The organism is Terriglobia bacterium (assembly GCA_035712365.1).
Taxonomy (GTDB): Bacteria; Acidobacteriota; Terriglobia; order UBA7540; family UBA7540; genus SCRD01.
This window is the reverse complement of sequence record DASTAW010000027.1, coordinates 110,934-123,441: the sequence shown is the minus strand read 5'-3', so window position 1 is coordinate 123,441 and position 12,508 is coordinate 110,934. Positions and strand designations below refer to the sequence as shown.

Sequence of the window (12,508 nt, the reverse complement as noted above, 5' to 3'; positions counted from 1 at the left end):
CTGAGGGTTGCTAGCCAAAAATCTTTTGCACGGCGCTGACGATGCGCGTGGTCGAGAAGCCGGGAACGGCCGGCATGGAAACGACACGCCCTCCGGCTGCCTCGACTTCAGCGCGTCCCACAATCTCATTTGGACCCCACCCGGCGCCCTTCACCAGCACCTGCGGCAGCATGCGCGCGATGACGTCCCGAGGCGTGGGACCATCAAACGTAGTTACGTAGCCCACAGCTTCGAGCGCCGCGAGGATTTCAGCGCGCTCTTCCTGCGGGAAGATGGGCCGTCCCTCCCCCTTCAAGGAGCGGACGCTCCGGTCACTGTTGATGGCAACGATCAGGACGTCCCCAAGCTTCCGAGCCTCGGCCAGATAGCGCGTATGGCCAGGATGCAACAGGTCAAAGCATCCATTGGTGAAAACCACACGGTCGCCGCGGGCCTTGAGCCGCTCAACAAGCTGGTAAGCGTCTTCCAACTGAAGCACTTTGGCCAGCGCCGGACGAATTGCCGGATTCCCAAGGTTCACAGGCTTATTCTAACATGCGCGGCGGCTAATCACTTGACCTCCGAAGATTTGAGAACTTACACTGTGCCAAGTGCCATGATATTCTGACAATTAGAAAGAATGGGGCGCAAAGGTTGAGGACAATTGCCATCGTCGGTGGCGGACCCGCCGGCTCGATGACCTCCACAAGGCTGTTGCAGGACGCCGCGACGCAACCCGGCGGCGGCGATGTACGCGTCATCGTCTTCGAAGAGAAACTCGGTTGGGAGAAGCCCTGTGGAGGCGGCTTAAGCCACAAGGCGCTGAAACGGTATCCTTTTCTTCGTGAGGCAACGGAGCTGGCGAACCCGGTGTGGAAGATGGAGGTCCACGCGCCCGGAGGCGCGACCGCGTCGATCAATCTTCGTGAGCCCCTCGCCATTTATTCCAGGCGAGAACTGAACCAACTTCTTCTCGAACGCAGCCAGCGCGCCGGCGCGGAGGTGGTCAACGACCGCGTGATCAGCGCTGAAAAATCTGGCGACAAGTGGCGTTTGGGAGGTCGCGCTGCCTCCTATGAGGCTGACTATTTGATTGTTGCGGCGGGAGCGCGGAGCAGTTTGAGGAACCAATTGGCCGGGGCCCTCAAGGCAAAAGACTTCATGCTGACGTTTGGGTATTTTGTCCCAGGTCATGAGGACTTGCTTCGGGTGGAATTCTTCGCGAATTTTGAGGGCTATGCGTGGTCATTCCCGCGCTTGAACCACCTTTCCGTCGGGATATGCGGCAAGGTGGGAGAGGCCCACATGTCCGACCTGCAGCGAAACCTTTTCGGATTCATGGAACGACACGGATACTCGACCGACTCGGCCCCGGTCTTTAGCCATTTGCTGCCCTCGCTGGAAGTTGAAAGCTGGGCTGGCCTGCGCCTGGAGGGAGACGGGTGGGCGCTGGCTGGAGACGCAGCAGGATTGACAGACCCTGTCACGGGCGAAGGCCTCTACTTTGCGCTAAGATCAGGCGAATTACTGGCGGAGGCCATCCTGAAGGGTTTCTCTTACGCGCGAAAAGTCTGGGATGAATTTGGCAGCAAGCTCATGCTGGGCGCCCGAATATGTCCCAGGTTTTATCACGGCGAGTTTTTGGGGGCCGGCCTGACCACTCGCATGGTCCAGCTTTGTGGCCGGAGCAAAACGTTTTTGAACCTTTTCCAGGACATGGTGGAAGGCAGCCAGGCGTATCGTGGACTTCCCGGCCGCCTCTTCCGAAACCTGCCAACGTATCTGGTGGAGACGGCAGCACACTCCGTCTGGAAACGGATGGGGATCCAGTCTGCAGAGCAGGCTTAAGACACAGCTTGTTTGCAATCCAACAAAGTCTTATCAGGATGGTGGCGTGCGCAAAAAATCTGAAGAGTTGTTTGTTAAAGCGATCCAAGTGATGCCCGGCGGTGTGAACTCGCCGGTGCGGGCGTTCCGGGCGGTCGGCGGAACCCCGGTGTTTATGGCAAGCGGCCGGGGTTCTCATGTGAAGGACGTTGACGGCAACGAGTATGTGGACTTTGTGCTTTCCTGGGGGCCGCTGATTCTGGGTCACTGCCATCCCGAAGTGACAAAGGAGCTTTCAGCCGTCCTGGGAACAGGGACCAGCTTTGGGGCTTCAACCGAGGGCGAAGTCACCCTGGCGGAGGAGATTACCAGGGCGTTTCCCTCAATCGAACGTGTTCGCCTGGTCAATTCCGGCACGGAAGCCATTCTTTCCGCCGTGCGGCTGGCACGGGCAGCGACCAGGCGCGACAAAATCCTGAAGTTTGACGGGTGCTATCACGGGCATTCCGACAGCCTGCTGGTGAGGGCCGGATCCGGCGTGGCTACTCTGGGGCTGCCGGACAGCCCGGGCGTTCCCGGGGTGCTCGCCGAGTTGACGATCACCATCCCATTCAATGATTTTGAAGCTCTTGAAAGCGCCTTCGATTGGCACCAGAACCAACTGGCCGCGGTGTTGGTCGAGCCAGTAGTCGGCAACATGGGCGTGGTGCCGCCAAAGCCGGAATTCCTGATGCGGCTGCGCTCGCTGACTGAGGAACATGGAACAGTGCTGATCTTTGATGAGGTCATCACCGGCTTTCGCGTCGCTTACGGCGGGGCACAGCAGCTTTATGGAATCTCGGCGGACCTAACGACGCTCGGCAAGGTGATTGGCGGAGGGCTGCCGGTTGGCGCGTACGGAGGGAAAGCATCCCTGATGGACCTGGTCGCACCCAGCGGACCGGTTTACCAGGCTGGGACTCTTTCTGGAAACCCACTGGCCGTGGCTGCGGGGACCAAGACATTGGAATTGCTGCGGCGGCCCGGAACTTATGATCGCCTCGAGATGCTTGGCAAGAAGCTTGCGACCGGTCTCGAGGAGCAGGCCGGCCAGACCAGGATTCCCATCACTGTCAACAGGATGGGCTCCATGATGACCACGTTTTTCAATCCCGGGCCTGTCACGGACTACTCATCCGCGAAAAAATCTGACTCTGCGATGTTTGCAGGATTCTTCCGGGAGTTGCTCGAACGGGGGGTTTATTTTCCGCCATCCCAGTTTGAATCACTTTTCGTCTCGACGGCGCACACAGAAGACGATATTGACTTTACGGTCCGCTCGGCTGCCGAGGCGTTTCGCGCGATTCGGGCGGGAAGGTAGCCGGGCGGTGCTACGATTCCAGGAAATAGTTCCGGCAAGCCTGGCGAACTGACGGACCGTCCAGCTTGGGCTGGATTCCGTGGTAGCGGGCGGCCCAGGAGATATGCTGGGCGATGTCGCGCGGATAGCAGGCACGCAAAGGTTGTTGCAGGGCCGCCAGCAGGCTCAAGACGCCGTCCACCACAGTCGCGTCATAGACCAGGTTGAATTCCTGGCACACGCGGCGAAAGATTTCGTGAAACTGGCCGGGCGGAACATAATCTACTTTGATTTTTGTCTGGATGCGGCGAAGGAATGCTTCATCAGCCAGTGACCTCGGGTCGAGGTTGGTTGCAAAGGCCACAAACAGGTCGAAGGGAATCTCGATCTGTTTTCCCCCAGCCAGGTTGAGGAAATCGATTCTCCGGTCAAGCGGCACAATCCAGCGGTTGAGCATGTCCTCAGGGCGCATTCTCTGGCGGCCGAAGTCGTCCACAACCAGAACGCCGTTATTAGCCTTCATTTGCAACGGGGCAGTGTAAAACTTGGTGAGGGGATTCATCTGGAGATCCAGCATCTCCAGGGTCAACTCGCCGCCCACCACCACTCGGGGGCGCCGGCAGAGGACCCACCTCCTGTCAAAATCGCCCAGTGCGTCTTCCTCTTCTTCAAAGCGTCCGTGCAGATGCGGGTCATACACGGTGATGATCTGCCCATCAACTTCAACCGCGTAGGGAATCCAGATGCGGTCGCCGTAAATCTTGGGAATGGCTTCAGCCATGGCGGTCTTGCCGGTCCCAGCGGGGCCGTAGAGAATGATGCAGCGACCGGATACGACGGCGGTCCCCATCTGGTTCAGGGTTTCTTCAGGAAGCACCAGATGTCCAAAGGCCTTCTCCACCTGCGCAGGGCGAACATCGGCCTCCCTGATGCTCTGCGCGCGGATTCGCGCGACATAATCCTCAAGCGATACGGGCGTTGGGCCGTAGTAATGATTCAGCGTCAGCAGTTCGAGCGCCCGGCTTCGCCCGCCGGAAGTAATGGCAATGCGGTGAACGACCCCTGTCATGCCCTTCACTTCGCAAAGCTGTTCCTTGCGTAGACGCTCAAAAAGCAGCTCGATAATGCCGAAGTTCAGGCACATCTTTTTCGCGAGCTCAAGGAGAGTCAGCTCGCCTTCGTAATAGAGGATTTTTAGCGCCAGATCTTCCAGCAAGGCGCGGCGTATGCCAAGGTCCTGGAACTTCTTCGGGGTTTCAAGTTCAGCGCTGATCATCAGTTCTATTTCTCCATCGTTCCTCACTGACAGCGCCCGAGTCCAGCGAATAATTCTGAGCCGAAACAGGGACTTGGTGCGCCGGTGCATTCAGCAGGATGATGCTACCCCCGGGGGCTAGCGGCAGGACTGCCCTTGCGCAGGGCGGAATCCCTTTAGCAAAGCCGTCTCCTGCAGCATGCTGGATCCGGGGCTCATCTTCCCATAGAACTTGCTTTCGCGGCAGTAGTAGAGCCCTGAGCGCCGATTTACCCAGACGGTCTGCTTGACATCGGGGGCCGGAGGGGCCGGCTGGCTTTGGCTCATGGCCTCCAGCTCTTCCACCCAGACTTGTGGCATGCCTCGGTACTTGGCGAGAAGAGGCGCCATCGCTGCCAGCAAGACGAGAAGGACGATAATCATGGCGGTAGTCACCAGGCGGCTACGCGGTGATCTGCCACCTTTTACCGGAGCTGCAATTTTGACGATTTCAGCCATAGCAATCAGAAGGGCCATCTCATCCGGGGCATCGGGTTCGCGGGCCTGCCGCTTTTCGCCCGGGCATTTTGCCACTGCGAAGGCAGGTACATGCCCACCAGATCACCGGATTGTTGTCTCCGTACTCGGGCCACAGACGAGGGACATCGCACGGGATGCGTGTTTATGCCCTGACCGTGGTGCCGTTCTTCGGGATGCCTTCCGAGGTTTGGGGCGCGGATACGGAGCGTGATTTCGCAGACGAAGGCAGGGGCCCGATTTCAAGAAGGTCTCCAACATGGGTTCGAGTTCTGAAAATCGTGTGGGGCGGCAACTCGAGCACGCTGTCAGCCTTCAGAATAACCTTTGAAATTCTAAACGGGCGCACATGTTCCTCGATGTGGACCACGTGGTTGCTTCGGTCGAGGAAAACGATGTCGATCGAGAACAACATGCCGATGGTGTGCACGCCGTAGGAAGGGACGATCCACAGTCCCTGTCCAGGCCGTGCCCAGCGGCTGGTCCTTCCCAACAGACCCACGAGACGGCCCATGTAGCTGTCCGCCACCGAAGCGTTCGTGGCCACAAAGGTTTCGCGAGTCTTGTTGTAAACGTACACCCGTTTCCGGTTATTGTTGCCCACGTCCATTGCTCCAAACTTAGTCTAACGGCGATGCGCCTAGTCGCGAGACGCCTGCCGTTTTCGACGCCAGATGATGACGTACAGCACGATAACGGCTCCGATTCCGGCAATGATTCGAATGGTTGTAACGTCCATGGTGTTTCCTCCGCACTTTATCGAATTTTGAGTAAACCGACTTGCCTTGCACGAACTTGCTTCACTTGATGGTCAACCTCTCCTTACTGATGAATTCCGATGAACTGCCGGAATATGGTAATGATGGCCGGACCGAGAATAACCACAAACAGAGCGGGGAAGATGAAGAACACGAGAGGTGGGACCATTTTGACCGGAGTCTTGGCCGCTGCCTCTTCAGCTCTTTGCCGCCGTTTCAGTCGCATGTCGTCGGCGTGGACACGCAGCGATTGCGAAACGCTGGTGCCAAAACGGTCTGTCTGGATGAGCATAGCCACCAGCGCCTTGATGTCGTCCACGCCTGTCCGGGACGCCAGTTCGCGCATCGATTCAATTCGTGTCCGCCCGACGCGGATTTGAGCATTGACCAGGTCAAGCTCGCCGCAGAGTTCGGGATGGGTTATTCTCAACTCCTGAGAAACACGCATAAACGCCTGGTCCAGCCCGAGTCCCGCCTCGATGCAGACCACCAGCAGGTCCAGGGCGTCGGGCAGGGCTTTGCGAAGGATGGTCTGGCGTTTTCTGACGCGACGTGACAGCCACATATCGGGCAGAAGAAAACCGGCCACCAGGGCCAGGATCCATACGAACATGCCATTGTTTGACTCTGCCAGGCCCGACACGTAGACAATGATCGCGAAGATGATGGGCAGAAGAACTTTGGCTCCCCTCAGGGCCATGAGAGCTTCCGGGCGCCGGTATCCGGCGCGCACGAGCATCAGCTTGGTGGCAGAAAGGTCCTTGGAGGAGGGAAGCAGCTTCCCGACATCGCTTAGAACCTGGGCGGCCTTCTGCGTCTGCTTTTCGCGGAAGGAGACTTTTCTCTGTGCTGCCAGAGGTTGCCAAAGCCGTGACAACCGGTCGGCAATGGGAAATTCGCCCGGCGCGAACGCGTAAACCAGCGCGCCCGCAACCACGAGAATCGCAACAAACGTCAAACCTACGGCTACCCAAACCATGCTTCTTACCTCAGGCGACTAGACATCGATATTAACGATCTTCCACAGCATCAAAGATCCCACGACCTGGAGAAATACTGCCAGCGCTATGATCCAGGGACCGATGGGATCAGTGAACAGGGGCTTCATATAGCTCGGGTTGAGAAAACGCAGGACGAGTCCCATGATGGGCGGCAGTGAAATAAGGATCGCTGCCGTCAGGCGGCCCTGCGCCGTCTTAATCTTCACTTCGCCCAGAATCCTGAACCGTTCGCGGACCACGTGGGCAAGATTGTCGAGGATTTCGGCCAGGTTGCCGCCAGTCTCCTTTTGAATGAGGACCGCGGTTACGAAGAAACGGACGTCGATCAGCGGAATCCGCTCTGAAAGGTTCAACAGCGCATCGCGCAAAGGGAGTCCGAAATTCTGTTCTTCAAATGTCGTGCGGAATTCTCCGGCCACCGGCTCGGGCAATTCCGTTGTTATCATTTCGAGGCCGGTGGAAAAGGAGTGGCCTGCGCGCACAGCACGCCCTAGAAGATCGATGGCTTCAGGGAAAATCTTTTCAAACGCCTTCAGGCGCCCTCTGCGTTTGAAGGCCACAAAGCCGATGGGGATGAGTCCTCCAACGGGAACGAACAGGAGGCCGATCAGGGAATTGTCCATCATCCTGGTACCGATCAAAAACGCGGCTACGGCCAGGATTGCGCTTAGAAGTATAAGCCTGCCGGGTTTCACCTTCATGCCAGCCTGGCCGATAAAGTTCCGCAGTCGGTCGGCCCATTTCCATTTCAGCAGCATCCGGTGAAGCGCAGGGACGTCGCTGAGAAGTTCATCGCGGACGACTTTCAGCTCGAGGGACTCGCTGCCGCGCTTGGCGCTGCGCTCGATGGCGTCGAGGCGCTTTGCCACTACCTTGTCCGGGGCAGTGCCTGCGGCCGACAAAACGAGAACGCCCCCCACGACCAGGATGATAATCAGAAATGTTAGTCCGGCTAATGCCAGCGCCATCTGAATCTCCTTAGCGGACTGCCACCGGCGTATGCTCGAACATTTCCGCCGGCAGGTGAATCCCTGAAGTCACCAGGCGCTCGGCAAACTTGGGACGAATGCCGGTTGGGACGAACTGTCCCAGCACTTCGCCATTTTCACCGATGCCCATCTTCTTGTAGATAAAAATATCCTGCATGGTGACCACCTCGCCTTCCATTCCGGTCACCTCCGCCAGGTTGGTGACGCGCCGTTTACCGTCACTGAGGCGGCTAACCTGGACAACAACGTCAATCGCGGAAGCAATCTGCCGGCGGATGGCCGTATCGGGTATGTTGAGGTTGGCCATTGCCACCATCGTTTCCAGGCGGGAAAGCGCATCACGCGGAGAGTTGGCGTGGATGGTGGTCAGGGAGCCGTCGTGGCCCGTGTTCATGGCCTGAAGCATGTCCAGAGCTTCTTCGCCACGAACCTCGCCCACGATAATGCGGTCCGGGCGCATACGGAGACAGTTGATCACCAACTCTCGTTGGCGCACAGCTCCCCGGCCTTCCACGTTGGGCGGTCGCGTTTCCAGCCGTACCACGTGGTCCTGGTGGAGTTGTAATTCCGCGGCGTCTTCGACGGTGACAATCCGCTCACGGTTGGAAATGAAGGATGACAGCACATTGAGCAGGGTCGTCTTACCGGCGCCTGTACCGCCGGAGACCAGGCAGTTCAGTCGCGAGTAGACGCAACCTCGAAGCAACTCAACCATCTTGGCCGTTAGTGAGTCGTTTTCCACCAGTTCGGTTGCCGTCAGAGGATCGCGTCCAAAACGGCGAATCGAGAGGCAGGGGCCGTCGATGGACAGAGGCGGAATGATAGCGTTTACACGGGAGCCGTCGGCCAGTCTGGCGTCCACCATGGGCGACGACTCATCGATTCTGCGGCCCACTGCGGAAACGATCCGGTCGATGATCGACATCAGGTGGGCGTCATTTCGAAAACTGGCCGCCGTGCGTTCTAGCAGGCCGTTCCGTTCTATGTAGACGTTCTTAAAAGTATTCACCAGGATGTCGGAAATCGTGTGGTCCTTCATGAGAGGTTCGAGCGGTCCCAGACCGAAGACTTCGTCGAGCACTTCCTGAGAGAGCCGTTCTCTCTCGGTCAACGTCATGGGGGCGTTTTCTTCGGCCGCAAGGGTTTCCACCATCTCCGCAACCTCAGCCTTGACCGTGCTCCGGTCAAGCTGGTTAATACGCTCAAGGTCCAGCCGCTGAATCAGCTTGTGGTGGATTGCCACCTTGATGCTGCTCAGGTCGTTCCGCATTGGGTTCGGTGTGGGCATGATTCAGTTACCTCTTTTGAGTGTTGGAAAACAGACCAAAAATCGCTGCTGGCTTCTTGGGCGGTTCCGAAGCGGCAATAGTGCCGGCCAAACGCGTGGCAAGCTGCTGAAAGTTGGATACCAGCGGATTATTGTGATTTCGGGAAAGCGGAGTGCCCAGGTTGATGGATTCGCTGACTTGCCTGAAGTCGTTTGGCAATCGGGCGAAAACGGGCAGCTTGGTCCGCTTTTCAAAGGCTTTGATGGCGTCCTCGTCGGAGCGATGGTAGCGGTTGATAATCACCCGGCACTGGTCGGGGTCAATCCCCCATGAGGATAATTTCGCCAGATGTTTCTCCAGCGTCCAAAGGGCCGGCACGTCAGCCTCAGCCACCAGCATGACCATGCGCGCCATGCGGACCAGCGACCGGGAGTGCATGGAGTAATTGGAACCCATGTCCATGACCAGGTGGCTGCAGCAGCTTTGAGCGACGTTAACGACCCGCAGCAGGGCCGAGGTCTGGATCTCTTCCCACTCGTCCGGGTCTGATGCGCCGGCCAGGACCTCCAGGCCGCTCTTTTCGTGGACCGTCAGCAGAGCGTTGAAGAAATGGCTGTCCAGCCGGTCAAGGTTCTGGGTCGCATCCCGAACAGAAAATCGCGACCGAAGATCGAGAAGGAGCGATACGTGTCCCATGGGGCGGGCGAGATCCATCAGGATAACGCGTTTGCGGGAGACCCGGGCGAGTTGCGCACCGAGATTGACTGCCACCGTGGTGGAACCCACCCCTCCCTTTGCGCCCATGACGATGATGAGCTTTCTTTCAAGAGACTTTTCACCCGGGGCCTGGTCCTCGCGGATGCGCTTCAGGGCGGATTCCAGAGAGATGGTGTCAACGGGCTGGGGCAGAAACTCGCGCACGCCACTTCGCATAGCCTGCATTAAGAGCTCGGGGTCAGGCTGCTTCAGGGGAGAGCAGGCGATGACGACAACCGACGGTTTGAGCCGCCGGATATGCGCGCCAAATTCAAGAGAGACTTCCGTCCCTCCACCAAGATCCAGCAACACAACGTCCGGAATGCTTTCCCCAGGCCCGGGATGCTGCTCGGCGGACGGAGCCCATTCCACCACCGACTCGGCGAGACCCGTCTGCTCGATGCAGGCACGCAGGTAAGAAGTGCTTTTAGCGTCTGTAGCGACAACAGCCGCGGTCAACATTAATTCGTCCTCTTTCCAGACTCACACAAATTTGCAGCAATCCTACTGGCCAGAGCTCTGACCCTGTCCGCTGGTCGCCGGCGGCAGGAACTGCATCGGGAACTGCGGCCCGCCGGGGACCTGGCCGGGAGGCAGCGGATGAACGATCTGGGGCGTTACCAGCACCAGCAATTCCGTCTTATTCTTGTTCAGGCTCTCACTCTGGAATATCTTCCCCAGCAGGGGAATGTCGCCCAAACCCGGAATCTTCTGGAGTGTCCTGGTGACCCGATTGTCCATCAATCCAGCGATTACAAAGCTCTGTCCATCCCGCAGTTCCATCTCAGATTGTACCCGACGAACCGCAAGAGCGGGAACAGTAAAGCCCGTAATTGTCAGGGCATTTGAAAAATCGAGAGAACTGACTTCCGGTTCGACTTTCAGATGGATCGCGTCGTCCGGAAGTATCGTAGGAGTAAAGTCAAGTCTGATGCCAAACTGCCGGAACTGGATGGTGATGGCAGGAACTCCGCCGCCAGCTCCGGTTGACTGAACCACCGGGAACGGAAACTCGCCGCCAGAGAGAAAGGTAGCCTCTTTGCCGGACTCGGTCAGCACATTGGGTTCGGCCAGGATCTGCAGGAGGTTCTTTGTCTGGAGCGCCTGGATCGTGGTCGCCAGGTTGATGTCCGGGCGGAAGATGAAGACGTTCAAGAGGCTGCCCAGGGTAAAGCCTCCCGCCGCCGGACTCAACTGCGACAGTCCGGGAGGCGAATACTGGCCGGTGGTGATGGTTCCGATGTTTTTTGCTCCTGGAAGGCTCATGATGTTCACACCCAGTTGCCTGAGGGCTGACCGGTCCACTTCCGCAAATCGGACCTTCAGGAGGACCTCTCCGGTGGGAGGCGCCGGCACTTCCAGCAGGCTGACCACGTTCTGCTTCCTTGGCACCATTGACTGTGCCAGTTCCAGGATTTTGTCGGCCACATCGGCAGACGAAACATGGCCTGAAAGGGTCACGATGTCCTTGCTGACGGTGACCTTCACCGGCTCATTCGGGAAGGTGTTGCGGATGTCGCCTGTCAGGTCAAGCACGTCGAGGTCAACATAAACGTCAAATGTCTGCATCTGGCCGGACCGGCCCCAGATGACCAGCGAGGTTGCACCCGCTCGCTTGCCATTCAGGAGTATCTCGGTAGGGCTGACGACAACGGCGTCGCAGATGTCCGGATTGGCAAGGGAAACCCGCGTAATCGGGGACGGGGAAGTGACCACCAGCGAGCGGTCCACGATTAAATGGAGCGCTTCCGGGCCTCCCGATGGCGCACCTTCGCCCTCGGCCTGCTGGACGCTGGTGCGCGTATCAATCCGGGATGCCCCTGCCCATGGAGAACTGAAACCTGGCGCTGCGAGCACCGCCGTTAGAACGATCAGGGTCGCAAATGCGGGAAGGGAACGTCGTTCGTTTCTGCTATTTTTTCTTGTCATCGATTCCGCCTGAATTTAGCTTGGATTACCTTTATTGACCCGAAAACGCTTGGTCTGTCTTCTTGTTGCCTCTGATAACTTCAACGACATAAGGAGCGGGGGCGGCTGGCTTCGAAGGCGCTGCCTCGCGCCGCGGACGCGGCTTGCCGCCGCCGCCGCCCACGTGGCGTGGTTCCGCGCCGCCCAGCAGGAGCGCCGACTTGAAAACAGGTTCAGATTTTTCGTCGATCTTCGTGTCGATCGTGTTGCGCAAGGCGAGGTGGATTCTGTTGTCGGTGCTCGCCATGGTGAGCTGGTCGGCCTGCTTCGGCGTGAGGAGCAAAGTAACCACGCCTACGGTGTGGGGTTTCCCCTGTGTGTCCTGCTCCACGGTCTGTCCGGCAGCCAGTACACGCACGTCCTGGATGATGGTACGCGTCAGGCTGTCATCTCCGCCCTGGGGCGTGCCTGTTGCCAGAACATCAACCATCGTCCCTGGCATGGCAAATCCGGAAACTCCCACCACGTCGTCCACTCTTACCGAAACAGCTCTCATTCCAATGGGAATGGCGGCTGGCAGTCCGACCCCGGCTTCTTTAGGAGCGAGCTTGGACTCCAGGATTGGTTCATTCTTCGAAATTGGAGTAATCAGTGACCGGCCAATACAGTCCTGGACCCGCACAAAGGACCCCTGCAGCGGAGTGCTTTCCGGCCAGGCGATCGATTCCACGTCCTGCGCTGTCAATGGGGTGCCCAGGGCCAGTGGGCGTGATGCCACCACGATGTGGGACACCGGCAACGGCTTGACCGCAGACGCCTGCTGGATTTGCCGGTAAACAAAACGGCTTGCGATCACAGCAATCGCGATCGCCACGACCAAAGCGATTAAAGCTCGATTCCTATTCATGTTTC

12 protein-coding genes are annotated in these 12,508 nt (G+C 58.3%); 2 read left to right on the top strand and 10 right to left on the bottom strand.

All coding sequences use genetic code 11. The features are described from left to right. Positions 1-10 precede the first annotated feature (10 nt). Complete coding sequence (locus VFQ24_07775; protein HET9178242.1) at positions 11-520, bottom strand: adenylyltransferase/cytidyltransferase family protein; 510 nt, start codon at positions 518-520, stop codon at positions 11-13. Positions 521-633: 113 nt separating this feature from the next. Here VFQ24_07775 and VFQ24_07770 point away from each other — a divergent pair, with 113 nt between their 5' ends. Further along, positions 634-1,827, top strand: coding sequence for an NAD(P)/FAD-dependent oxidoreductase (locus VFQ24_07770; GenBank protein ID HET9178241.1), 1,194 nt, complete (start codon positions 634-636; stop codon positions 1,825-1,827). 46 nt (positions 1,828-1,873) lie between these two features. Beyond that, entirely contained in the window at positions 1,874-3,166 is a 1,293-nt protein-coding gene (gene hemL / locus VFQ24_07765; GenBank protein HET9178240.1) for a glutamate-1-semialdehyde 2,1-aminomutase, read from the top strand. A gap of 10 nt (positions 3,167-3,176) precedes the next feature. Here the strand turns inward: hemL and VFQ24_07760 are convergent, their stop codons facing one another. The 9 genes from VFQ24_07760 to cpaB form a co-directional block, all read right to left on the bottom strand. Further along, on the bottom strand, positions 3,177-4,421 hold the full coding sequence (locus VFQ24_07760; protein ID HET9178239.1) for an ATP-binding protein: 1,245 nt from the start codon (positions 4,419-4,421) through the stop codon (positions 3,177-3,179). A gap of 117 nt (positions 4,422-4,538) precedes the next feature. Further along, a complete protein-coding gene (locus VFQ24_07755) occupies positions 4,539-4,973 on the bottom strand; it encodes a hypothetical protein (protein HET9178238.1) in 435 nt (144 codons plus the stop codon). Positions 4,974-5,061: 88 nt separating this feature from the next. Beyond that, entirely contained in the window at positions 5,062-5,520 is a 459-nt protein-coding gene (locus VFQ24_07750; GenBank protein HET9178237.1) for a DUF192 domain-containing protein, read from the bottom strand. A 218-nt stretch (positions 5,521-5,738) separates the two neighbouring features. Further along, entirely contained in the window at positions 5,739-6,653 is a 915-nt protein-coding gene (locus VFQ24_07745; GenBank protein ID HET9178236.1) for a type II secretion system F family protein, read from the bottom strand. Between the two features lie 18 nt (positions 6,654-6,671). Continuing rightward, positions 6,672-7,643, bottom strand: coding sequence for a type II secretion system F family protein (locus VFQ24_07740; protein ID HET9178235.1), 972 nt, complete (start codon positions 7,641-7,643; stop codon positions 6,672-6,674). A gap of 10 nt (positions 7,644-7,653) precedes the next feature. Then, entirely contained in the window at positions 7,654-8,952 is a 1,299-nt protein-coding gene (locus tag VFQ24_07735) for a CpaF family protein (protein HET9178234.1), read from the bottom strand. A 7-nt stretch (positions 8,953-8,959) separates the two neighbouring features. Beyond that, positions 8,960-10,150 (bottom strand): hypothetical protein, encoded by a 1,191-nt coding sequence (locus tag VFQ24_07730; protein ID HET9178233.1) that lies wholly within the window; start codon positions 10,148-10,150, stop codon positions 8,960-8,962. Between the two features lie 42 nt (positions 10,151-10,192). Further along, positions 10,193-11,617, bottom strand: coding sequence for a type II and III secretion system protein family protein (locus tag VFQ24_07725; protein HET9178232.1), 1,425 nt, complete (start codon positions 11,615-11,617; stop codon positions 10,193-10,195). 31 nt (positions 11,618-11,648) lie between these two features. Next, positions 11,649-12,503 carry a Flp pilus assembly protein CpaB gene (gene cpaB / locus VFQ24_07720; GenBank protein HET9178231.1) on the bottom strand — a complete coding sequence of 285 codons (855 nt, stop codon included), beginning with the start codon at positions 12,501-12,503 and terminating at the stop codon, positions 11,649-11,651. Positions 12,504-12,508: the final 5 nt, after the last annotated feature.

Bases quoted from the DNA above. Each gene is read 5' to 3' on its own strand.
- VFQ24_07760 (HET9178239.1), bottom strand. From the start codon at position 4,421: ATGATCAGCGCTGAACTTGAAACCCCGAAGAAGTTCCAGGACCTTGGC.
- VFQ24_07745 (HET9178236.1), bottom strand. From the start codon at position 6,653: ATGGTTTGGGTAGCCGTAGGTTTGACGTTTGTTGCGATTCTCGTGGTT.
- VFQ24_07740 (HET9178235.1), bottom strand. From the start codon at position 7,643: ATGGCGCTGGCATTAGCCGGACTAACATTTCTGATTATCATCCTGGTC.
- VFQ24_07735 (HET9178234.1), bottom strand. From the start codon at position 8,952: ATGCCCACACCGAACCCAATGCGGAACGACCTGAGCAGCATCAAGGTG.
- VFQ24_07730 (HET9178233.1), bottom strand. From the start codon at position 10,150: ATGTTGACCGCGGCTGTTGTCGCTACAGACGCTAAAAGCACTTCTTAC.
- VFQ24_07725 (HET9178232.1), bottom strand. From the start codon at position 11,617: ATGACAAGAAAAAATAGCAGAAACGAACGACGTTCCCTTCCCGCATTT.
- cpaB (HET9178231.1), bottom strand. From the start codon at position 12,503: ATGAATAGGAATCGAGCTTTAATCGCTTTGGTCGTGGCGATCGCGATT.